Below are 22865 nucleotides of genomic sequence, written 5' to 3'. Positions count from 1 at the left end.
TCACGAAGCCGCGAACCATCCGCGTCGAACAGCTAAGCGCCCGGCGCAAGCCTTGCGTGCCGGGCGGCGTTTCATTCATATCTGGATATCAGCTGGCTATTGCCCCGACGGCGTGCGCAGGCCGTGCCAAGCGTCGCGGACCTGGTGATAATGCACTTCCGGCAGATAGTCCGGGGTGTTCAGCCCGAGCGTCTGCACGTCGAGCTTGCCGACCGCGCTGAGCAGCGCATAGGAGGCGATGACGCGGTCGCGCTGCGCGCCGATCAGCCGGGCTTTCGCGGATACCAGATCCTGCTGTGCGTTCAGCACGTCGACCGTGGTGCGCTGGCCACCGGCGGCTTCGCGTTGCACGCCGGCCAACGCCACGCCGGCGGAGCGGACTTCGGCCTCGGCGGCGGTCACCGCGGTCTTGGCGCCTTCGTTGGACACCCACGCGCCGGTCGCAGCCGTGCGGGCCTGGGTGCGCACCTGGTCCAGCACCAGCCGGCTCACCGAGGACAGTTCCTTGGCCTGCCGCGTCTGCGCCGCGGCGAGGCCGCCATCATAGATCGGCGCGTTCAACTGGCCGATGATCGAGGCCTGGTCGGTGCCGAAAGTCCCCAGCGTCGGATCATTGTCCTTGGAGCGGCTGGCGCTGCCCTGCAGGGTAATGGTCGGCAGCAGCGTGCTTTCGGTGACCTTGATGGTGGTGGTGGCGACATCGACGTCGAAGCTGGCGGCGATCACGGCGGGATGCGCGCGAAAAGCCTGGTTGAGCGCCTCGTCGCGGCTGCGCGGCAGCAGCCGGTCCATCGGCTCGGCCGGGCTCAGGCGCGACGGCGCGTTGCCGATCACCTGGGCGTAGGTGGCCTGGCTGATGGCGTAATTGACTTCGGCGGCGTTGAGATCGGCCTGGCCGCGCGCGAGGCGGGCTTCGGCCTGCGACGTATCGGTCGGCGTGACGTCGCCGGCATTGAGCCGCTTCTGGGCGATGCCCAGCGTCTCCTTCAGCGAGGTGACGTTGGCGCGCTGCGCTTCGACCAGCGACTGGTTGGCCAGCACATTGGTATAGGCGATCACAGCGTCGAGCAGCACGCCCTGGCCGACATTGCGCAGCGCCTCGCGGCCGGACTTGACCTGCAATTCGGCGACGCGAACGCTGTTCGCGGTCTTGTTGCCGTTATAGAGGGTTTGCGTCACGGTGACGCCGATCGTCCACGGCTTCAGCGTCGCGCCAGCGATGGTGTTGTCCACCAGCAGGTTGCGTACGGCCTGCAAGCCATAACTCAGCGTGGCGTTGACCTGCGGGCGGTAGCCGGCCATCGCCTGCGGCACGTTCTCGTCGGTAGCGCGCTGCCGCGCCCGCTCGGCGTTCAATTGCGGGTTGGACTGGTAGGCCTTGACCAGCGCCTCCGGGACGGACTCGGCGCGCGCGCCGACCACAGCGAAAGCGCTGCAGCCGATGATGCCTAGCGCCGTGCCATTGAGCAGCGCGCGCCTGGCGGCGAGGCCGAGTCTCCCATGATGGTGATTCATTGTATCCCAAAGCCGTAGTTGGACGTCCGCATCCGCCGACGTCACCTGTATGTTTAGAGGGCGTTGCCATCGCAGGCAAACCTTCCGACGCAGAACCATCTGGCTTTGGCGTGTTCCCCACAGGGCATTTTCATGCCTCTGTTTGCTAGTTTTTCCAATGTCCTAGCGGCAAAAGTTGCGACCGGGAATGCGACATTAAACCCTCCTGCACACGTATGCGTGTGTTGCACGCCGGGGACATTTCTGAACTTCCCCTAAACAATGGTAACAGCATCCGGCGAATTCGCGTGGCCGCGCGGCTACCGTCCGTATTTCTCAGCCGGGACCATCATGCCGAAATTATTCTCCGACCCCGACGCTATCGCGGAGGATATCATCCGCGAGGTTGGCCAGACGCTGGTGGTCGGCCTGCCGCTTGGCCTCGGCAAGGCCAACCACATCATCAATGCGCTTTACCGGCGCGCGGTCGCCGATCGGCGCATCCGGCTGACGCTGTTCTCGGCGCTGACGCTGGAAAAGCCAAAACCGTCGGGTGAACTGGAAAAGCGATTCATCGCGCCGGTGATCGAGCGGCTGTTCGGCAACTATCCCGATCTCGATTACGCGCAGGCGCTGCGTGACGGCGCTCTGCCGGATAATATCGAGGTCATCGAGTTTTTCTTCCTCGCCGGTAAATGGCTGCGCGTGCCCTATGCGCAGCAGCGCTATATTTCGGCCAACTACACCCATGCCGCGTCCTATCTGCTGGCGCGGGGGCTCAATGTCATTACCCAACTGGTCGCCAAACGGGTGATCGACGGCGTGGCGCGCTACAGCCTGAGCTGCAATACCGACACCACGCTGGATCTGATGCGTGCCCGCGCCGAGGGCCGCGCCGCGTTCCGGCTGATCGGCCAGGTCAATGCCGAACTACCGTTCATGCCGGGGCAGGGCGATCTCGCGGGTTCCGAATTCAGCGCCGTGCTGCAAAGCGACGCAACGGAATTTGCGCTGTTCGCACCGCCATCGGAGCCGATCTCGGACACCAAATACGCGATCGGCCTGCATGCCGCCGGGCTGGTCCGCGACGGTGGCACGCTGCAGATCGGCATCGGTCAGATCGGCGATGCGCTGGCGCAGGGGTTGGTCGTGCGCCATCACGACAACGCGGCGTTTCGTCAGATCATGGGTCGATTGTCGCCGGCGGTGCCGGTCGAGAGCAGCACTTTCGAACGCGGACTCTATGGTGTCAGCGAGATGCTGTTCGAGGCGTTTCTGGCGCTGATCGACGCCGGCATCATCAAACGCGAGGTCGATGGCACCATTCTGCATGGCGCGTTTTTTCTCGGACCCAAGGCATTTTACCAGAAGCTGCGCCAAATGGCGCCGCGGGCGCTGGCCAAAATCCAGATGGTGCCGGTGTCGTTCACCAACGAACTCTACGGCGATGAAGCCGCCAAACGCCGCGCCCGCGTCGATGCCCGCTTCGTCAATAATGCGATGATGGCGACGCTGATGGGCGCCGCGATTTCCGACGGCCTCGACAATGGCCAGGTGGTGAGTGGCGTTGGCGGCCAGTACAATTTCGTCGCGCAGGCGTTCGCACTCGAGGGCGCGCGCTCGGTGCTGACGGTGGAAGCGGTACGGGCGGGCCGCAAGCCCGCTTCCAACATTCGCTGGAGCTATGGCCACACCACCATCCCGCGGCATCTGCGCGACATCGTCGTCACCGAATATGGCGTCGCCGATCTCCGCGGCAAGTCGGATGCCGACGTGATCGCGGCGATGCTGGCGATTTCGGATTCGCGTTTTCAGCCCGAGTTGATGCGGCAGGCCAAGCATGCCGGCAAGCTGCCGAAGAACTTCCAGATTGCCGACGCGCATCGCGACAATGCGCCGGAGCGAATCGCGGCCGCGCTGCAACCGGCGCGCGACGCCGGGCTGCTGCCGAACTTTCCGTTCGGCAGCGATTTCACCGAGGTCGAGCAGCGGCTGATCCCGGCGCTGCAGATCCTGAGTGCGAACGCGCACGCGCCGACAGGTCTTGCGGCGTTATTGTGGCAGGGTCTCACGACTTCGCCGCATCCCTCTGATCAGGCATGCCTTTCCCGGCTCGGCCTCGACAAGCCCTCAACTCTCGCGGAGCGCGCCTACCGCGCGCTGGTCAGCGCCGCGCTGGCGAGAACAAAAGCGTGATCCCGTTTCCCGGACGCGATGCGGCATTCTTGATGCCGCATCGCAAATCCGGGTGCGATCTACCTGTTCTTGTTGACCGGCTTGCGCTTGTCGATGAACGCCGCCATGCCCTCGGCACGGTCTTCCAGCGCGAAGGTCGCGTGAAACAGATCGCGCTCGACCTTGAGGCCTTCGCTCAGCGGCGTCTCGAACGCGCGGTTGACGGCGCTCTTGGCCATCGTCGCCACCGGGCGCGACATCGCCGCGATCTTCTCGGCCATCGCGATCGCTTCTTCCATCAATTTGTCGGCCGGCACGATGCGGCTGACCAGTCCGGCGCGCTCGGCCTCCGCGGCGTCCATCATCCGCCCGGTGAGGCAGAGGTCCATCGCCTTGGATTTGCCGATCGCACGGGTCAGGCGCTGGGTGCCGCCGATGCCGGGGATGGTGCCCAGCGTGATCTCGGGCTGGCCGAATTTGGCGGTGTCGGAGGCGATGATGATGTCGCACATCATCGCCAGCTCGCAGCCGCCGCCGAGCGCGTAGCCGGAGACGGCGGCGATGGTCGGCTTGCTGCAGGTCGCGACGCGGTCGCCGCCGATCTGGGTGAAGTCGCTGCTGAACATGTCGATGAAGTTCTTCGGCTGCATCTCCTTGATGTCCGCGCCGGCGGCAAAGGCCTTCTCGCTGCCGGTGACGATGATGCATCCGACGCCGTCATCCGCTTCGAGCTCATCTATCGCGAGCTTGATCTCGCTGAACACGCCGAACGACAACGCGTTGAGCATCTTCGGGCGGTTGAGGCGGAGAATGCCAACGGCGCCTTGGCGCTCGACGATGATGTGTTCGAAGCTGCTCATGTTTCATCCCGCGGAATTTGTAGCGGTCGCCGGGGCCGGCGACCGCGCGCAATCTGCGCGCGGAAGGGACGCGGTTCAAGCAGCGATTACGCCACGAACATCCGCACCGCGGAGGCCATGGTGAGCAGCCCGCCAAAGGCCATGAAGACCTTGCCGATCAGCGAGGTTTCGGTCCAGACGGAATGGTCGCTGGCGATGACCACCCGCGCTTCGGCCGTGGGTCTGGCGACGCGCACGACCGGCTTTTCCGGCGTCAGCGCGCGATCCATTTCGTTGAGCTGATCCGCCGAAACCGCTATTGCGGGTGCTTCCTGTGTCGCAGGGGCCGGTTCGACGGTAGCCGGCTTGCTGCCCATCAGTTTCAGCATGGCGTCAGCCTGTGCCGACATGCTGCCCATGTCCGTCGGCGCATCCTTGCGGTACTGGGCATTGGCATTGGCGACCGTGTCGGGAATCGTGGCCTTATCGTCCGCCTTGTTGCCAGCATGATCGTCCGCCTTGGCGATCGGCCGTGCCGCATTCTTGTCCGGTTTTCGCGATCTGGCTTCGGTCTTCTTGTCGACCCGGTGCCGGGCAGCCTTGACCGCCGGGGCTGGCGCCTCGGCCGCGTCGCTGGATTCCGCCGCGGGTTCCGGCGCGCGTGCGTCGCTTTCCGTCGCCCGCATCGGTCCTGCCAGACACAGCCATAGCGCCGCTGCGACCATGGTTGTGCCGTGTCCGTCAAATTTGATCTTCATGGCAATCTCCCCGCATGCCAGTCCCCTACGGCGCAAGGAAACCCCTGGCCGTGTCCACACCACGGCCAAAAAACGGAATTTTGCGGCAATCCTGGCGAAACCGCGGCGGTGCCGGCAGCTATTTGCCGGGGATATCAACTACCGGCGTGCATTATTGGCGGTGCCGCCGTAACAAATTGGAATTCGATCCGAATTTAATTGCAGGAGCGCAGGTGCGCGGACGTGACGACGAATGGACCGATCTGATGCGGTCGGCCAATGCGGGTGACAGTGTCGCGTATCATCGGCTGCTCAAGGGCATCGCGCCGGTGCTGCGCGCTGGCGCACGGCGGGGCCTGGCGCGGGCCGCGCAGCCGGTCGATCAGGCCGAGGACATTGTGCAGGATATTTTGTTGGCGGTGCATCTAAAACGCAATACTTGGGACCAGACGGCGCCGTTCGCGCCGTGGCTGTTCGCGATCGCGCGCAACAAGCTGATCGACGCGCTGCGCCGGCGCGGCCGGCGGGTATTCGTCAACATCGACGATTTCGCCGAGACGATTCCAAGCGAGCCGCCGGCCGAAACCGTGCCGACCGGTGAGATTGTCGGGCATCTCGCGGATTTGCCGGCGCGGCAGCGCGACGTATTGCAGTCGATCGCGGTGGACAGTGCCTCGATCAAGGCGACGGCCGCCAAACTATCGATGAGCGAAGGCGCGGTGCGCGTGGCGCTGCACCGTGGGCTGGCCAGCCTGGCGGCGAAGATGCGGAGCGACTGATGATGGATACCGATCGCCTGATCCGGACCCTTGCCGCGGACAATGATCAGCACGGCCGCCCCGTCGGTACCGTGCTGGCAACGGCGCTGCTGGTGGCGTTGCCGGTGACGGCGGCGCTGCTGCTGGTCACGCTTGGCATCCGGCCGGATTTCATGGCCGCGATGCGTAATCCGTTTTTCGATGCCAAATTTCTGGTGACGCTCGCCCTCGCCATTCCAGCCATCGTGATCAGCCTGCATCTGTCGCGGCCCGAGGCGGCGCTCGGGCGCGGGATCTGGCTGTTGTTGCTGTCGCCGTTCATTCTTGTCGTGGCGCTGATCTTCGAAATGGCGATGCCGCAGCGGACGCCGATGATGGTGCGTTTGATGGGCCGCAATTCGATGCTGTGCCTGAGCACCATTCCGGTGCTGTCGATGCCGATCCTCGGTGCGGTCCTTTACGCGCTGCGGCGCGGCGCGCCGGCGCGTCCGGCCGTCGCCGGTGCGATCGCCGGCTTGCTGTCGGCCGGCCTCGCCGGCACGCTCTATGCGGCGCATTGCGTCGACGACTCGCCGCTGTTCGTCGCGACCTGGTACACGCTGGCTACCGCGCTGGTGACGGCGGTCGGCGCGTTGGCCGGGGCGAAGTGGCTGCGATATTAGAACGTAGCAGCGGTCGCCGCTGCGGGGCGTCCGCTGGCGGCGCGGGAAATATCGCCGTTCAGCTCGCGGGCATAATCCTTGAAATCCACTTCCAGCGTGTAGCGCGCCGAGTTTAGCCAGGTGCGCTGCTTGGTCTGGTGAAAAGCACGGACCTCGATTGCCATGTCGGACGGCGAGGCCAGTGCCACCTTGCCGGCCAGCACCGCGGCGATCCAGCGGGCCTGGATTTCGACCAGCGGAATCGTCGGGCCGATCGGCTGTACCAGACCGGCGAAGAACAGGCCGGGCTGGTTCGGCGGGGTGATCCGCCGGTACAGGTCGACCATGCCGCCGCCTTCCGGCACCGCGAAAATCTCCGGCGCCAGAAACGGGAAGCTGGTCTTGTAGCCGGTGGCATAGATCACCGCGTCGAAATTTTCCTGCGAGCCGTCGGCGAAGGCGATGGTGTCGCCTTCCAGCGAGGCGACGTTCGGCCGGATGCCGATCCAGCCATGGCCGATATAGGGCAGCAGTTCCTGGCTCAGCGTCGCATGTTCGCGCCACATCGGATGCTTTGGCTTCGGCACGCCGAAGCGGGTCTGGTCGCCGACCGCGAGATAGATCAGCCGCGCCATGATCCTGCGCGTCAGCAGGGTCGGAAATTTCAGTTTTCGCGCGAAGAAGGCCGACCAGCGGTCGACGGGAATCCCCATCAGATATTTCGGCATGATGTGGGCGCCGGTGCGCGTCGACAGTGCGACGTGGCTGGCGCGCTTGCAGAGATCGACGGCGATATCGACCGCCGAATTGCCGATGCCGACCACCAGCACCTTCTTGTCCTCGAACGGTTGCGCGGTGCGGTATTCGCTGGAATGAATCGCGGCGCCGTTGAACTGGCCGGGAAAGGAGGGCCAACGCGGATCCCATAAATGACCATTGGCGACGACCACCGCGCGATAATGCCGCGTACCGTCCGCCGTGGTAACGCGCCAGCCGTCCGCGTCCCGGGTCACCGCGGTCACTTCGCGGTTGAACCGGATGGATGGCCGCACGCCAAACCGGTCGGCGTAGGATTCGAGATAAAGCAGCAGCTGCTGATGGGAGAGGAAATCCGGCTGGTCGGAGGCAATCGGAAAATCGGAATAGCCGAGATTGTCGCGGCTGGTGTCGATATGCAGGCTGCGATAGGCGCAGGACAGGCCGTTGTCATTGCCATAGCGCCACATGCCGCCGAGGTCGGAGCCCTTTTCATAGACGTCGAAGCGCAGGCCCTTGTCGCCCAGCGCCTTGGCGACGGCGATGCCCGACGAGCCGGCGCCGATGATGCAGATGTCAGCCGGGATTTCGGTCATGCCGTGGATTTTCCAGCCTCGATGTGGGTCAGATAATGGATGATGATCTCGTCGAAGCTCTTGTCGGCGATGACGCCGACCAATGGGGCCCGGGTCGATATAAATCCCTTCGGCCAGCTGTCGACAATCTTTTTCAGGTCGGTATCGGGTACGAAACTCACTTCCGGAGCCGCATCCATCACGCGGGCGATGGCGGCGACGATGTCCTCCATGCTGACCGTCAGCGCCGGCTGGTTCAGAGCGCGGTTGCCGCGCAGTCTGGCGGGATCGGCGTTGTGCAGCATGATCAGATTGTGCACCACGGTATCAACCGAGACCACCGGCACCCTGGTGTCGGGACGCAGCGGACATATTGTGGGCGTGCCGGCAATGCCGTCGCGGACCAGGCCCGCGATTCGGTCGGACACCGATTGCGTTGGCGGACCCGGATGCACCAGCACGATCGGCAGCCGCAGCGTGCGTCCGTCGATCAGCCCGTGCCGGGTTGCGTCGGCCAGCATCAGCTCGGCGATTGCCTTGTGGGTGCCGTAGGAGGTTTGCGGGCGCTGCAGGTGGTCGTCGTCGACATGGTCGGGCAGCAGGCCGCCAAACACGGCGATCGAACTCGGGAAGATCAGCCGTGGCGGCGCCTGCGGGTTGCCGATGCTGTCGATGAGCCCCGCCAGCGCGGATACGTTGACGGCCAGCGCGCGCGCCGGATCCTGTTCGGCCGCGCTGGTCAGCACGGCCGCGAGATGAAACACGCTGTCTGGTTTCCATCGAGCGATCCTGAGCCGCGTGTCCTGGTCGGAGATATTGGCCCGCAGCGGCGTCAGTCGTGGGTCGGTCAGGTTGGGAAGCACGTTGTCGAGCAGCAAGATTTCTTTTATTCTCACGGCTTCGCCGCCGCGGCCGAGCAGCTGGTCGTGTCGCAGCAGGGCGTCAACCAGCACGGTCCCGATGAAGCCACCGGCGCCTGTAACCAACACTCGCATCCCAATACCCCACCTGATGTAGCCTGCCGCATCATCTGCGCGATGCTTTCCTCCACTATCGGCGGGGAAGGCCACAAGTCGATGCCCGTCAGCGGATAGCTGATCAGCGCTAATGTGATTGCGGCTATGCGGCGGGGCGCGGTTAGCGGCGCCGGCCTTCGGGAAAATCGTCGTAAGCGGCCCCCGATCAGCCGCCGGACAGCGATGCGACCTGCTGCATGCGGTGGAAGCGCAGCACCTGCTGCGCCGTTGACGGACGCAGGCGTTCGTAGGTGGCGCGGTCGGCGCCACTTTCGGACAGGGTCGCGCCGGACAATTTCTCACGCATGTTGATGATGGCCTTGACCGTCGACCATGAGAAATTCGCCACCTTGGCCAGAATGAAAATGCCTTCGGTGCGTGACTCCACCATCATGGTTTCGGCAACGGCCACAGGGACATTGGCAAGGCACGAAATCGCCGCGTTGGCCTCATCGAACTTGCTGGCGTCGGCGAAGGCTACGACCTGGTCCTCGTCGAGGCGGCCGTCTTCGAACAACGAGCGGACCAGGCCGTGAGCAATGATGGTCTGGCGGTTCACAGCGGCGGGCGACGATCGGGCGCGCCTTGTCGCCTCCTGAACCGCGACCGAGACATCGGCGGCGAATTGCGGGTTGGCGGTCTCGAGCCTGGCCCGCACGGCCGCGGAAGCCTTCGAGATCAGCTTCAGATAATGGTGCCGCGGAATCGACGTGCGCATGCCGAGGCAGGTCGCGATACTGTCGTCGTGCCGGGCGCGAGACAACAGCGTCGTGTAGCCATGTTCCGAGAACTCCGCGCCGGGATTGCTGGCCGTGCTCTTGACCACTTCTCCGTCGCCGTGCTCGACCAGCACATCGGTGACGGCGTTGCTCAGGGTTTTTCGCACCGAAATCGCCAGTAGATGCGACTGGCTCTTGGTGCGGGCATTTTCGATCAGCGTGGGATCGTCGAGGCATTCGGACTGCGACAGCACCGGGGAGGCGACCTCGATCAGATCGTCAAAGGCGAGGGCGCGCACGATGCGGGGAGGCGCGTTGGCGGCGGGCCCTAGCCGCTGCGCCAGCAATTGCTTCGCGGATGTTTCCATCGTCTCGATCAGGCAAGTAAAGACGTCGTCGAACACGGCGATCTGTTCGCCCGTGTAATCGACCGCGTTGTTGAGGAACAGGTCGGTGACGCGGCGCAAAGTCTCGACGCGCCGCGCCACGTTACCGTGCGCGAGCGTCGTTTGAAGCTCATCCAGCAGATTGGTCGATATCGCTGTTTTCAAAACCGTGGACCTATGTGGGAGCTTGCAATACGCAACGAAGATAAATTCCGGGTCGCCAGGCTAGTTAAAAATTTCAGGCGCTCGCAATCCGGTTTCGACCGCCGTGCTTGGCCGCGTACAGCGCGCTGTCGGCGCGTGCCAGGAACATTTCGGCGGTTTCGTCGGAAACGAGGGTAGCCACGCCGGCCGAAATCGTAACGCTCAACCCATCCGAGAAGGCACTCCAGTCCAGCGCGGCTATGATCAGGCGTAACCGGTCAAGCATTTGAACGGCCATGTCGTGCGGCGTGTCCGGCAGCACCAGCATGAACTCCTCGCCACCGTAGCGGCCGAATTTATCGATGCTGCGAATGTTGGCGAACATGGTGATCGCAAAGGTGCGCAGCACTTCGTCCCCGGTGGGATGACCGAAATTGTCGTTGATGCGCTTGAACCAGTCGAGATCAATCAGCGCGACGGTGCATTCGGTCTTGCCGCGATGGGTACGAAGAATTTCGTCGTCCAGCATGCGCATGATGCAGCGGCGGTTGAACGACCCGGTGAGCTCATCAAGCTCGGCAAGCTCTTCGATGCGCTTATAGGCGATCTCCAGTTCGATGCGGCGCCGGTGCAGTACTTCGCGGAGTATGTTCGCGAAGATGCCGATGAACATGCTGCGCGCGATGGTCAATGAGAAAGTGAGAAGAGTCGCGAGCCGTTCCGCCGGCGTCGCAAACGGCACCTGCATCGGCAGGTCTGCCAGCAGATAGACGGCGGCCACGCTGATGGTCAGCGCCGCCCAGCAGATCAGGCCTTGGCGCGGTGTTGCGCGCAGCGAAATGACATTGGCCACCAGAAACAGCGCGCACAGGAAGACGATGCCGACGCCGGGCGCGAGGCAGATGAAGGCCAGCAACAGGCCGGCACTGGTCACCGTATAGGGCAGGGTGAAGTGATGATCCTGCCAGCGATCGGTCACGCCACTCTCGGAAAGCACCAGGAAGAACCCGATGAAAGCCGTGGCTGCGAGTGTGAAAGCCGCCACCATCGCGGGAGATACCGTTCCGGCGGCCGCGAAGGTGACGAGCAGGGCGATATTGATGAGATGGCTGGCAGCCGCGAGCACCAGGACCTGGCGCCGACGCTTCAGGCGCCGGGTCAGCATTTCGTGCCCCAGTTCGCCCTCAACGGCTTCAAAATCGCCGTTCGCCGGATTTTGAATGGTTGAGAAGGCCGCGGTCATGATCTCGCTATCGCCGGAATAGGAAGATGGAACCGTAGCGAGCAAAGCCTTTCGTTTTGGTGTATTTTGCGACGTCACGCCCGGGCGACTACCGGGAGAATTATTAATCCTCCGTGCCAGGCGGACGTGGATTGCGGTATTATCGTGGTTTTTGAGGCCGTAGGCTACCGTTGGGTCAGGCAAAAAGAACCCCGACGTGGTGAACGCCGGGGCCCGAGTTGATTTGATGTGGCAGGGATCCGCCGCCTACAATTACGGTAAAATTGGGTGACGGTTTCACGGCACGGTGAAATAATCTGCTCACAGCACCGTCCGGACGGTCGGTGGCAGACTTCTTCCCAAATGGGCTGCGAGGCGGGCAGCGACTTGGTAAGGTTCCTGCGTGATGCTGCCGAGTGTCTTAGGCCCCGCCGCCCGCTGGTATTCCTGGATATTTTGAGAAGAATCGCCGTGTCAGTCGAACCTCTTACGGTCCCGTCCCGACAAACCCAACGAGGCGGTCATTGAGCGTGGTGCATGCGACTTCGGACGACATCCTGATCGCCCGGATCGCACAAGGCGATCGGTTGGCGATGCAGGTGCTGTATGGGAGGCACCATGTGAGGGTGTTTCGTTTCGGGCTCAGGCTGGTTCGGGACGAGCAGATCGCGGAGGACCTGATCAGCGAGGTATTCCTCGATGTCTGGCGACAGGCGGGAAAGTTCGAGGGCCGCTCCGCCGTGTCGACCTGGCTGCTGGCGATCACCCGGTTCAAGGCGTTGTCGGCGCTGCGCAAGCGCAAGGATGCCGAACTGGATGATGAGACGGCCAACGCGATCGAGGACACGTCCGACGATCCCGAGGTTGCGTTCCAGAAAATCGATACCGGTGTCGCGTTGCGGAAGTGCCTGGGCTCGCTTTCGCCGGAGCATCGGGAGATCGTCGATCTCGTTTATTACCACGAGAAATCCGTGGAAGAGGTGGCCGGGATTGTCGGGATTCCCGAGAACACCGTGAAGACGCGGCTGTTTTATGCGCGCAAGAAACTGGCCGATCTGCTGAAGGCAGCCGGCGTGGAGCGAGGCTGGCCATGATGGCGATGAGGGAGAAGGTGCGGGATCAGGAGCCTGGCGAGATCGAGGCGTTGTTGCCCTGGCACGCCGCCGGCACGCTTAACACCCGCGACAGCCGCCGCGTCGATGAGGCCCTGGCCAACGATCCGGAGCTGGCCCGGCAATACGCCGCGATCCAGGAGGAATACGCCGAGACCATCCTGCTCAATGAGAGTCTGGGCGCGCCGTCGTCGCGGGCCATGCAGAAGCTGTTTGCCGCGATCGATGCCGAACCGGCGCGTGATACTTACGCTTCGTTCAATATCTCAGTCCGGATCATCGGCTTTTTCGCACGGCGTTCGCCGCGTACGATGGCCGCGGCCGCCGCGATTGGCGCGCTGGCGCTGTTGCTGCAGGCTGGCCTGATCGGCGCGGTGCTGGTGAATCATCCGCCAGCCGCGTTTCAGACCGCGTCCTATCAGCCTGCGCCACCCCCCGGCGGCACAACCCCCGTTACGCGTTCGATCGGGGCGGCCGATGCCGGTCCACGTGCCTATGTCCGGTTCGCGCCGACCGCCCTGATGTCTGACATCACGGCGCTGCTGGAGGCCTATCAAGGCACTATTTTAAACGGCGGCAAGGACGGCATGTTCCGGCTGCAATTCGGTAACAAACCGATGACCGGGGATCAGATCGCCGGCCTGGTCCGTCGGCTGGAGAACGAAAAGATCGTCAGCATGGCAGTCCCCGCGCAATAGGCGGGGAAGCGCCGGCGCATCGCGCGGCAGACGGGGAGCGTGTCCATGAGCCTTGATCGTGCTGGCGGCCACGGATCGCTCTGGTTGAGCGTCATCGCGGTTCTGATCGTGGCGTCGCTGCCCGGTGTCCCGGTGGCGCGGGCGCAGAATCGAATGCGGTCGCCGGGCCTGCAAATGGGCGCGCGGATGCCTGGCATCGGCCTGACGGCCGCGCCGCGGCCCCGTCCGGATTTCGCCGGCCCAGCGCTGGTCGGACGCAAGGCGGGGGATGCCGGCCCTCGCTTCGCCGCCGCGCGGACCGGTCGCCGCGGGCCACGCGATCCCGGCGGCGCCGGTTTCGGGGGCCCGCCGGCGCGCGCCCAGAACGCAGGTCGCGGCTCGCGCGGTACCGTCGCGGCGGCATCCCGCGATCGCTATGTTCCCGGTCAGATCGTCGTCGAACTGGAGAACATGCTGACCGATGCCCAACTCGCCGTGTTTTCGCGGCGCTATGGTCTGGCGCGGATCGCGGTCCAGGACCTGCCGCTGGTCGGCAGCACGCTGAGCCTGTTCCGCATCACCGACGGCCGCGCGGTGGATGCCCTGCGGTCACAATTGCGCGCGGAGTCCAGCGTGCGCGCCGCCCAGCCCAACTTCCGCTATCTGCTGCAGGATCAGAACACGACGCCAGCCCCGGGCGAGGGGGACCCCGCGCAATATGCGCTTGCCAAGCTGCGCCTGCCGGAAGCGCACCGGCTGGCCCATGGCAACGACATCATCATCGCCGTGATCGATTCCGGCATCGACATCGCGCATCCCGAGTTGACCGATGCTTTTGCCGGCTCGTTCGATGCGCTCGGTGGCCGCGGGCCCCCGCATCTCCATGGCACCGGCATTGCCGGCGCCATCGTGTCACATGCGCGACTGATGGGTAGCGCGCCGGGCGCGCGCATTCTGGCTATCCGCGCTTTCGGGGACGCGCCAAATGGCGCCGAGAGCACATCCTTCGTGATCATGAAGGGTCTCGATCATGCCGCGTCGCATGGTGCGCAGGTAATCAATATGAGCTTCGCAGGGCCGCTGGATCCACTGCTTGAGCGCGGCGTCGCGGCGGCGACCACGCGCGGCATCGTGCTGGTGGCGGCCTCCGGAAATGCCGGGCCGGGATCGCCGCCGGCATATCCGGCCGCCAATCCCAACGTCATCGCCGTGAGCGCGACCGATTCCTCCGATCGGCTGTTTCAGGCCTCTAGCCGCGGCGGCCATATCGCGGTGGCCGCGCCCGGTGTCAACATCTTCCTGCCGGCACCGGACAATAAGTACCAAATGGCCTCGGGCACCTCCTTTTCCGCCGCCTATGTCAGCGGGCTGGCAGCCCTGATGCTTGAGCGCAATCCGCGACTGCTACCGCGCGAACTGCGCGACATCCTGATGAGGACCGCGCGGGACCTCGGTGCACCTGGCCGTGACGACCTGTTCGGCGCCGGCGTGGCGGATGCCTTCGGAGCGGTATCGGCGGTGCGAGCGGTGCTGCCGGTGGCCGCCGCGTCCCCCGACATGGTGGACTCGGCCGAGGCACCAACTCCGCCTGATGCCGTCATGGCGCCGAACGCGTTGGACAAATCCTGGTTGCGCCGCTGATCTTCCACTTATGTCTGGACCGCGTTGAACCTCCGTAGCGTCCCTACGACCTATGGAAGAGGGAGCGAATATCACTCCCCAGCAAGGCCCATCCGGCGCCTGCGCCCACAATCCCAGCGTCGGATCGCGCCCGACCCGTCCGGCTGTCCCCCCGGGCGGGTCTTTCGTTAACCATATGTTGACGGTTTCCCAGCCATCCTAGCGCTACGGATTGACTCGCATGTTGCGGCATCTGCAGGGATTTCCAGTGGTAAGCGCCTGGATGTGTCCAATTTTGAACACATTTTGCTAGACCCCGGGAACTTTTCCCCAGATCATCGCAAGCACCAGGGTTCGATTCGCTTGTTGCTTTGCGTCCGTTTTCCTCTCGCGGACATTGCCATGTCACTGCACCTTCAGGCCGGCAGCGGCCGTCAGTTGATCCAACGCTGGCAGGCGCTCGCCGAGCGTCGGCTGGACTATCTGACCGAATTGTTCGAGAGCGGCCGCTGGCGTCGCTATCATACCGAGCTGGAATTCCTGGAAAATATCCAGGAAGCCAAGGCGGCGGTGGAGCGCTGGCAGACGCTGGCCAGGCAGCAAGTCACCATCGAAAATCTGCCGGTGACCTGGTGCTGGCTCGATCGCCCCGACCAGGTACCGGCCTATGCCGGATCAGTCCTGTACCAGGAGCCGCGCAAGAAGCGAGCGGTGGCCGTCGAGGCGGTACCGTTGCAACTCGTCGTGTCTTCCCTCAGCCAACGCGTGGATACGCCTCCACGTACCGCGGCGGTCACGCCGGCCGAACTGGACTGGAAGCGCGCCCTCGATCCTGCGGTACTAAGCGAGCGCTATCCGATGCTGCGGGCAGCGTCGATCTGATTGGCATGTCCGGGCAAGTCGGTACCCAAGCGTGCCGACCGGTGCCGGCCCTATCTCACGGCATTTCCCGATAGCGCCAGCTGCGGATAATGTTGTGCACCATCGGCCGTGAGGTCGGGCGTTACCGGCCTGGCATGATCGAGCCCGACCACCGCGCCACGCGGCGCTCCCGAGATGATGTTGTTGCCGACCAGCGCGGTGCCGGCGCCGGGCATGACCGACACCCCAATCCCGATGAAAGCATTGCGGATTACATTGCCGGTGATGGCGACGTCGCGCAGATATTTTCCCCAGCCGGCCATCATCCCGAACGAGGGTGCATTTTCCACCACATTGCCGGTCACCGTGGCGTCGGCCTCGACATAGATGCCAATGCCGGCGTCGTCGTCCGGCGCGGTGCCGATCGGCCGTTTCGGCCTGAGATTGCGGATGATATTGCCCTGCACGACCGCGAGGCGGCCACCCTCGTTGAAATTGCACACGGAGACGCCGACCGCGGCGCCGTCGACGCTGTTGTTGGCGATCACCGCGCCCTCGAAGGCGAATTCCGAATACAGCGCGACCTCGCGGACGTCGCTGACGCTGTTGCCGGAAATCTGGATGTTCGACGCTGAATTGCCGCGCACCGCGGAGTAGTCGCAATTGCGGATGCGGTTGCCCGACACAATCACATTGCCGGCGCGGAACGCGTTGATGGCATTGCCATGCTGGCCGGAGCCGCCGGGACCGGCCTTGATATCCTCGATCCGGTTATCGATCACCTGCGTGCCGTCGTCGCCGATCGTGGTGCGCAGGATTTCGATGCCATTGTCGCTGGTGCCGGTGATGGTGTTTTGCGAGACCACTAGGCCACGCGCATCGAACGAGACGACCGCCGTGCCGGAGATGGTGCCGAAGGTGTTGCCGGAGATGATGCCCGCGGCATTCTCCAGCCAGATCCCGTTATTGCCGCTGTTGGAGATGTTGCAATCGGTGACGCGCAGATCGAGGGCCTGCAGACAGTGTACCAGGCCGCGCCGGGTCGGCAGCGGCAGGCCGCCGCCGTCCAGCGTCAGACCGATCAAGGAGACGTGTTCGCCTCCTTCGCTCGACAGCAGCGAGGCGCCGCCGGTGAATACAAGTGTGCTGGCGCCGCGTATGCCGATTAGTTGCGAGCCGCCCGGCAGCTTCAACTGGCCAGTGCGGTACCGCCCTGGTGGCAGCGCCAGTGGCACTTGCGTGCGGGCGGCATCGTCGATGGCCCGCTGCAGGGCGCGGGTCTGATCGTCCGGGCTGTTAGGCCGCACGCCATACTGTGTCGCGTCCCGCCCGAGTGTGGATGTCAGCGGCGCCGCGCGGGCCGCGTCGGCATCGGCCGCGAACGCGCCGGCGGTCAGGCCCGCGGCGCCGGTACTGAGCAGATGGCGGCGATTGACGTCCATGGCATGGCTCTCCTGATGGCGCCGGGTTGCGTCACCCACGATGCCACCATGCCGTGCCGTACTCCTAGTGGCGACAGCGCAGGCAGAGCATTGTTGGCGGTACGGTTAACCCCGCGGCCCAGGGATGCCACATTCGCTGGCTCGCGATTTATTGTCGGGAATCGGACATTAATTGGGAACCATGGCGAGCGCAGCGGCTTTGCTCATCAGGACGGTCGTATTCTGCGGAATTCTCGCAGATCGAGTTGCCGTCGGCTTTCGCGCTTCCTGACATTGCGACCTTTGTGCCCGCGTGGTTCCCGCCGCGCCGCCAATCCCTGTGGCACGACATCAATAATGAGAACGATCATGGCCTATCAGAGTGTCAATCCCGCCACCGGGAAACTGCTCAAGACGTTCGAGCCGCTAACCAAGCAACAACTCGAGGACAGACTGGCGGTGGCGGCGCGCTGCTACGAGACCTGGCGCCACAAAACCTATGCCGAGCGCGCGGTGATTCTGGCGAAGGCGGCGAAGCTGCTGCACGAACAGGTCGAAACGTTTGCGCGAACCATGACGCTGGAGATGGGCAAGCGCATCAGCGAGGCGCGCGGCGAGGTCGAGTATAGTTCGAGCATCCTCGCTTATTATGCCAGGAACGCCGAGCGCTTCCTGGCGCCGCAGCCACTCAACCCGATCGCTGGCGAAGCCCATATGGAAAGCAGCCCGATCGGCGTGATCTTTGCCGTCGAACCATGGAATTTTCCGTATTACCAGTTGGCCCGCGTCGTCGGTCCGCAGCTGATGGCCGGCAATGTGCTGGTGGTGAAGCATGCCGGCAACGTGCCGCAATGCGCGTTGGCCTTTGAAAAGCTGCTGACCGACGCTGGCGCCCCGGCCGGGCTCTATACCAACCTGTTCATCTCCCATGAGCAGTCGGACAGCGTCATCGACGACCCCCGCATCAAGGGCGTGGCGCTGACCGGCAGCGTCGCCGCCGGCCGCAGCGTCGCCGCGCGCGCCGGACAAAATCTCAAACCATCGTCGATGGAGCTCGGCGGCAGCGATGCCTTTATCGTTCTTGACGATGCCGACCTCGAGCACACCATGCCATGGGCGGTGTGGGGTCGCATGTACAATGGCGGCCAGACCTGCTGCGCCGCCAAGCGGTTTATTGTCGTCGACAGCGTCGCCGACAAGTTCCTCGAGAAATTCACGCTGGCGTTCGACGCGCTGGCAGCCGGCGATCCGCTGGATGAGAAGACCACGCTGGGTCCGCTGTCTTCGGAGGGGGCTCTGGTGCAGTTGCTCGGTCAGGTCGAGCAGGCGGTGTCCAACGGCGCCAGGCTGGTGACGGGCGGCAAGCGCGTCGACAGAGTTGGCGCCTACATGCAGCCGACCATCCTGGCCGATGTGAAGCCAGGCAACCCGGCTTTTCGCGATGAATTCTTCGGGCCGGTGGCGATGTTCTTCCGCGTCAAGGACGAGGAGGCCGCGATCGCGCTGGCCAATGATTCCGACTTTGGTCTCGGCGGCTCGGTGTTCACCAAAGACATCGCGCGCGGCAAGCGGGTGGCGAGCCGGGTCGAGACCGGGATGATGTTCGTCAACAACCTGTCGTGGACCGACGCCGAACTGCCGTTCGGCGGCATCAAGGATTCGGGCTATGGCCGCGAACTCGGTGACATCGGAATCCAGGCCTTCGTCAACAAGAAGCTGGTGCGTTACCTGAAGGCTGACGCGCCGCTGTAACGCACGCGTCTTCCGCGACCTGTGGACGACGCGTCGCCTTCGCGTCGTCGGTTTCCGCGCGGGACGCGCGCGTTTCCTCCAATCTTCTGAAAGCATCAATTATGACCACCGTTATGGGCTATGGTACGCCAGCATCCGACCGGCCGCTGGCGCCGGTTTCCATCGAGCGGCGCGATCTGCGGCCGCATGATGTGCGCATCGACATCCTGTATTGCGGCATCTGCCACAGCGATCTCCACGTCGTCCGCGATGAATGGCACAACACCATCTACCCGACCGTGCCCGGCCACGAGATCGTCGGTCGCGTTTCGGAGGTCGGCGGTCACGTCAAGACCTTCAAGCAGGGTGACCTGGTCGCGGTCGGCTGCATGGTCGACAGCTGCATGACATGTGCGTCCTGCAAGGAGGATCTTGAGCAGTTCTGCGAGAGCGGCATGACCCAGACCTACAATTCGAAAGACCGTGTCGACGGCTCCATCACCAAGGGCGGCTATTCAGAAAGCGTGGTGGTTACCGAGCATTTCGTGCTGCGGATTCCGGCCAACCTCGATATCAGCCGCGTCGCACCGCTGGTCTGTGCCGGCATCACCACCTATTCGCCGCTGCGCCACTGGAACGTCGGTCCGGGCAGCAAGGTCGGCGTCGTCGGCCTCGGCGGTCTCGGCCACATGGCGCTCAAGTTGGCGCACGCGTTCGGCGCCGAGGTGACCATGATCAGCACCTCGACCGGCAAGGAAGCCGACGCACGGCGGCTCGGCGCGCATCATTTCCTGCTTTCGAACGACAAGGACGCCGTGGCGGCCTCCGCCAATCAGTTCGACTTCATCCTCGATACCGTGCCCTCGGCGCATCCGCTCGATCCGCTGGTGGCGCTGCTGAAGCGCGACGGCGACCTCGTGCTGGTCGGTGCCATCGAGCCGATGCCGGGCTTCAACGCGGCGTCGCTGGTCGGACTGCGCAAGACCATCGCCGGTTCGCTGATCGGCGGTATCAAGGAGACCCAGGAAATGCTCGATTTTTGCGCCGAGCATAACGTGCTGCCCGACTGCGAGATGATCCGGATGCAGGACATCAATGAGGCTTATGAGCGCTTGATCCGTAACGACGTGAAATATCGCTTCGTGATCGACATGGCTTCACTGAAGACAAAAAGCTGATCGGAAAGTCGCTGACTGACGCGGCGGATAATCGCCGCGTCAGTCAGATTTCCGGCGCGGAGGAGCATCGTCCGTTTCCGCTGCCAGGGCCTTCCGGTTGATCTGAAAGTCCTTCTGTTCACGGGCATCGACTTTGTTCTTGTGAGGATCTTCGCCCGGTTCGGTCTCGCACGGACGAATCTCATAGTCGTTGTCCAGCACTCGCCGCGGCGTCGGCTGGTTGCCCCTGATTTCGACGTCTGTGACCAGCCCGCTGTCGGTTGCGAGTTTCCAGACGTCGGCTTCCGTGGGGTAGGTATTGCTCAGTTTCGCATCATCGCAGAACAGCGCGTAGGGCATCGGATCGCTCCGGTAAAAATACATAATGTTTCAAATGGCGTCGGGTTCAGGCCGGCCGTTTCCAAAATGGTCGGCGCCGTGCCGCGCTTGCCGCGCCGACGATCAACCGGCCATCCTGTGCGGCCTGAACAGGCGGCCTTTCTCGACCAGAGCCACGACGCAAAGCGAAGCGAGCGTGCAGAGAAAGAAACCGGTCGCGAAAGGCAGCAGCGTGCCGTCGTAATCCTGGCCGATGCTGTAGCCGATGCCGATCCCGACCAGCGTCGTGATGGTGCCGTAGAGCGAGGAGGCGGTACCGGCGATGTGGCCCTGCGGCTCCATCGCCAACGCGGTGAAGTTGGCGAACACCAGGCCGAAGCCGAACATCATCAGCGCCGCCAGCGCCATGAACAGCGGCAGGGACAGCACGTCGAACTTCACCGCCGCCAGCATGATGGCCGCGACCGCGACATAGCCGACCAGCGCGCCGTGGGAAATCACCCGCATGCCAAGCCGGCCCACGAAGCGAGAGTTCAGGAACCCGGCAAGCGCCACCCCGATGGCGATCGCGGCAAAGGCCAGCGGGAAATAATGTCCGAGGTGGAAGATTTCGGTGAACACCTGCTGCGCGGTGAAGACGAAGCCGAACAGCGTGCCGATGACGCCGCCGGCGGCAACCGCGTAGCCGAGCGTCTGGCGGTTGCTGATGGTCTGCCAGTAGGCGCCAAGCACATCCCGGATCGCCAGCGATTTGCGTTCCGAGGGCGGCAGGGTTTCCGGCAACCGCCACGCGCTCCAGATCAGCGCCAGGAAGCCATAGACGGTGAGCACGACGAACACGCCGCGCCACTGCGCCATCAGCATGATGGCCTGGCCGATCGACGGCGCCACCACGGGCACAGCGATAAACACCATCATCACCAGCGACATCACGCTGGCCATGCGGCGGCCGGCATAGCAGTCGCGCACGATCGAGGTGGCGATAACGCGCGTCGCGGACGTGCCAAGTCCTTGCAGGGCCCGCGCCAGCAGCAGGGTCTCGAACGAGGGCGCCATGATCGCCAGCAGGCTGGCCACGCAATACAGGCCCATCCCGAGCAGCAGGATCGGGCGGCGACCAAAGCGGTCGGACAGCGGGCCGATGATGAACTGACCAAAGCCGAAGCCGAGCAGGAAGGTCGACAGCACCGTCTGCAGGCGGTTGGCGTCAGCGATCCTGTAGGCCACGCCGATGTCCGGCAGCGACGGCAGCATGATGTCCATCGCCAGCGGATTCAGCGCCATGATCGATGCGATCACCAGCACGAATTCGGGGAACTTCATCGGGCGGTGGGTGGATGAAATCCAGGCGTCGGCGTTGATGTCGGTCACAAATGGCGTCCTTATGGTGCAGCGCCAGATATGCCGGTGATGTTGCGCTGCACAAGCAGGCTTTCGGCATGGCTGCTTCGCAGAACGGGATCTATTCACCGTCATCGAAAAGTCGGCAAAACGGTATTAAGGTGCGCGCGGTCATGCTCGCGGAGCAGGGATCACAACCGGCGCGCGATCCGGCTCGCCCGGGCCAGCCGGATGGTTTCCAACAACAGGGCTTCGCCGGCCCCGACCAGTTGATCCAGCGTCATCCGCCGCGAGGCGGGGTCCCGCGCCAGCAGCGGGACATGGATGAAGGTGGCGGGGCGGGGCCCGCCCGGGGCCTGTGCGGCGGCGATGCCGCGCCATGACAGATAGTTGCACAGATAGCTCCCGGCATTGCGCGAGAGCCGGGCGTCGACGCCGGTTCGCCGCGCGGCCAGCAGCAGCCGGGCGGTATGGGCGCCAAATATCCGCGCATCGGCTCCCGGTTCAATGCATGCCTGCCGCACTTTTGTGTGCTCGGCGTCTGGCCACAGCATCGTCACCGCATTGCGGGCGCGGGTCTCGACACGGATGAAGGGCGTTCGCGACGCCAGCCCGAACATCAGCAGCGCATCGGGCCGGTGCCGTGCCAGCAATGCCGGCAATTCGCGATCGACGGCGCTGTAGCTGACCGGGAAAATATGCGGAATGCGTTCGACATCGCTGAACGCCGGGCGACGCCGTTTGGCCAGACGCGCGACCAGCGGCTGCGTCGGATTGACCGGAGCGCCGGGAAACGGGCCGAAGCCTGTGATCAGGATACGAAGGGCCTCGACCATCTCACTCTTTCAGCAGCACGGCGATCTGCTCGGCCGCCACCGCCGGTGCGATCCGGCCTTCGGCGACTTCTCTCTCCGTGAGTTTGACGCTGGCACGGATCGCCGGATCGGCGCGCAGCCGCGCCATCAGCCGCTGCTCCAGGATGGTCCACATCCACTTCACCTGCTGTTCGCGCCGGCGCTGGGCAAAGTCGCCGGAGGCATTCATGGCGGTTCGATGATCAAGGATCTTCTGCCAGAGTTCGGCGATGCCGGTGCCGGCCAGCGCCGAATAGGTCAGTACCGGCGGATACCAGTGCTCCGAGCGC

General features: G+C 64.2%; 20 protein-coding genes and 1 pseudogene. 9 read left to right on the top strand and 12 right to left on the bottom strand.

The window, feature by feature from the left end; genetic code table 11:
* Positions 1–96: 96 nt before the first annotated feature.
* Positions 97–1515 carry a TolC family outer membrane protein gene (locus tag Q0S16_RS19850; protein WP_295851937.1) on the bottom strand — a complete coding sequence of 473 codons (1419 nt, stop codon included), beginning with the start codon at positions 1513–1515 and terminating at the stop codon, positions 97–99.
* A gap of 330 nt (positions 1516–1845) precedes the next feature.
* Between Q0S16_RS19850 and Q0S16_RS19845 the strand changes: the two genes are divergently transcribed.
* Positions 1846–3690 (top strand): acetyl-CoA hydrolase/transferase C-terminal domain-containing protein, encoded by a 1845-nt coding sequence (locus Q0S16_RS19845; protein WP_295851942.1) that lies wholly within the window; start codon positions 1846–1848, stop codon positions 3688–3690.
* A 59-nt stretch (positions 3691–3749) separates the two neighbouring features.
* On the opposite strand, the gene Q0S16_RS19840 is transcribed toward Q0S16_RS19845, so the two are convergent.
* Both Q0S16_RS19840 and Q0S16_RS19835 read right to left on the bottom strand, forming a co-directional pair.
* A complete protein-coding gene (locus Q0S16_RS19840) occupies positions 3750–4529 on the bottom strand; it encodes an enoyl-CoA hydratase (RefSeq protein ID WP_295851934.1) in 780 nt (259 codons plus the stop codon).
* A gap of 86 nt (positions 4530–4615) precedes the next feature.
* Entirely contained in the window at positions 4616–5266 is a 651-nt protein-coding gene (locus tag Q0S16_RS19835) for a hypothetical protein (RefSeq protein WP_295851931.1), read from the bottom strand.
* A gap of 212 nt (positions 5267–5478) precedes the next feature.
* On the opposite strand from Q0S16_RS19835, the gene Q0S16_RS19830 reads away from it, so the two are divergent.
* Together Q0S16_RS19830 and Q0S16_RS19825 are read left to right on the top strand one after the other, a co-directional pair.
* Positions 5479–6024: a sigma-70 family RNA polymerase sigma factor gene (locus Q0S16_RS19830; protein WP_295851929.1), complete on the top strand. Its 546-nt coding sequence runs from the start codon at positions 5479–5481 to the stop codon at positions 6022–6024.
* Between the two features lie 2 nt (positions 6025–6026).
* On the top strand, positions 6027–6665 hold the full coding sequence (locus Q0S16_RS19825) for a DUF1109 domain-containing protein (RefSeq protein WP_295851939.1): 639 nt from the start codon (positions 6027–6029) through the stop codon (positions 6663–6665).
* Here Q0S16_RS19825 and Q0S16_RS19820 read toward each other — a convergent pair.
* The 4 genes from Q0S16_RS19820 to Q0S16_RS19805 all read right to left on the bottom strand — a co-directional run bounded on the left by Q0S16_RS19820 (position 6662) and on the right by Q0S16_RS19805 (position 11483).
* Complete coding sequence (locus tag Q0S16_RS19820; RefSeq protein WP_295851925.1) at positions 6662–7996, bottom strand: NAD(P)-binding domain-containing protein; 1335 nt, start codon at positions 7994–7996, stop codon at positions 6662–6664. The genes Q0S16_RS19825 and Q0S16_RS19820 overlap by 4 nt on opposite strands.
* The gene (locus Q0S16_RS19815) at positions 7993–8970 is read right to left on the bottom strand and encodes an NAD-dependent epimerase/dehydratase family protein (RefSeq protein WP_295851923.1); all 978 of its coding nucleotides are present in this window, start codon (positions 8968–8970) and stop codon (positions 7993–7995) included. Before Q0S16_RS19815 ends, Q0S16_RS19820 begins: the two co-directional genes overlap by 4 nt.
* A gap of 187 nt (positions 8971–9157) precedes the next feature.
* A complete protein-coding gene (locus tag Q0S16_RS19810) occupies positions 9158–10261 on the bottom strand; it encodes a DUF2336 domain-containing protein (protein WP_295851921.1) in 1104 nt (367 codons plus the stop codon).
* A 73-nt stretch (positions 10262–10334) separates the two neighbouring features.
* Positions 10335–11483, bottom strand: a complete 1149-nt coding sequence (locus tag Q0S16_RS19805; RefSeq protein ID WP_295851919.1) for a GGDEF domain-containing protein — start codon at positions 11481–11483, stop codon at positions 10335–10337.
* 503 nt (positions 11484–11986) lie between these two features.
* On the opposite strand from Q0S16_RS19805, the gene Q0S16_RS19800 reads away from it, so the two are divergent.
* The 4 genes from Q0S16_RS19800 to Q0S16_RS19785 all read left to right on the top strand — a co-directional run bounded on the left by Q0S16_RS19800 (position 11987) and on the right by Q0S16_RS19785 (position 15753).
* Positions 11987–12556: a sigma-70 family RNA polymerase sigma factor gene (locus Q0S16_RS19800; protein ID WP_295851917.1), complete on the top strand. Its 570-nt coding sequence runs from the start codon at positions 11987–11989 to the stop codon at positions 12554–12556.
* On the top strand, positions 12553–13272 hold the full coding sequence (locus Q0S16_RS19795; protein ID WP_295851914.1) for a hypothetical protein: 720 nt from the start codon (positions 12553–12555) through the stop codon (positions 13270–13272). Before Q0S16_RS19800 ends, Q0S16_RS19795 begins: the two co-directional genes overlap by 4 nt.
* Positions 13273–13317: 45 nt before the next feature.
* Positions 13318–14892 carry a S8 family serine peptidase gene (locus Q0S16_RS19790; RefSeq protein WP_295851912.1) on the top strand — a complete coding sequence of 525 codons (1575 nt, stop codon included), beginning with the start codon at positions 13318–13320 and terminating at the stop codon, positions 14890–14892.
* A gap of 381 nt (positions 14893–15273) precedes the next feature.
* Positions 15274–15753 carry a TIGR03809 family protein gene (locus Q0S16_RS19785; RefSeq protein WP_295851909.1) on the top strand — a complete coding sequence of 160 codons (480 nt, stop codon included), beginning with the start codon at positions 15274–15276 and terminating at the stop codon, positions 15751–15753.
* Positions 15754–15803: 50 nt separating this feature from the next.
* Here Q0S16_RS19785 and Q0S16_RS19780 read toward each other — a convergent pair whose 3' ends face one another.
* Positions 15804–17174, bottom strand: a complete 1371-nt coding sequence (locus Q0S16_RS19780; protein WP_295851907.1) for a TIGR03808 family TAT-translocated repetitive protein — start codon at positions 17172–17174, stop codon at positions 15804–15806.
* 348 nt (positions 17175–17522) lie between these two features.
* Between Q0S16_RS19780 and Q0S16_RS19775 the strand changes: the two genes are divergently transcribed.
* Both Q0S16_RS19775 and Q0S16_RS19770 read left to right on the top strand, forming a co-directional pair.
* Positions 17523–18905, top strand: a complete 1383-nt coding sequence (locus Q0S16_RS19775) for an NAD-dependent succinate-semialdehyde dehydrogenase (protein WP_295851905.1) — start codon at positions 17523–17525, stop codon at positions 18903–18905.
* 101 nt (positions 18906–19006) lie between these two features.
* Complete coding sequence (locus Q0S16_RS19770) at positions 19007–20062, top strand: NAD(P)-dependent alcohol dehydrogenase (protein WP_295851904.1); 1056 nt, start codon at positions 19007–19009, stop codon at positions 20060–20062.
* A gap of 39 nt (positions 20063–20101) precedes the next feature.
* Here the strand turns inward: Q0S16_RS19770 and Q0S16_RS19765 are convergent, their stop codons facing one another.
* The 4 genes and pseudogenes from Q0S16_RS19765 to Q0S16_RS19750 all read right to left on the bottom strand — a co-directional run.
* Positions 20102–20401 carry a hypothetical protein gene (locus tag Q0S16_RS19765; protein WP_295851902.1) on the bottom strand — a complete coding sequence of 100 codons (300 nt, stop codon included), beginning with the start codon at positions 20399–20401 and terminating at the stop codon, positions 20102–20104.
* Between the two features lie 102 nt (positions 20402–20503).
* Complete coding sequence (locus Q0S16_RS19760; protein WP_295851900.1) at positions 20504–21751, bottom strand: multidrug effflux MFS transporter; 1248 nt, start codon at positions 21749–21751, stop codon at positions 20504–20506.
* 161 nt (positions 21752–21912) lie between these two features.
* Positions 21913–22557, bottom strand: coding sequence for a pyroglutamyl-peptidase I (locus Q0S16_RS19755; protein ID WP_295851896.1), 645 nt, complete (start codon positions 22555–22557; stop codon positions 21913–21915).
* Position 22558: 1 nt separating this feature from the next.
* Positions 22559–22865 (bottom strand): annotated as a pseudogene (locus Q0S16_RS19750) (methylmalonyl Co-A mutase-associated GTPase MeaB); the annotation flags it as partial.

Origin of the sequence: Tardiphaga sp. (assembly GCF_025356345.1) — a bacterium.
Lineage (GTDB): Bacteria > Pseudomonadota > Alphaproteobacteria > Rhizobiales > Xanthobacteraceae > Tardiphaga.
Note: the sequence above shows the minus strand (reverse complement) of the source record. Positions and strands in the feature narration are given on the sequence as shown.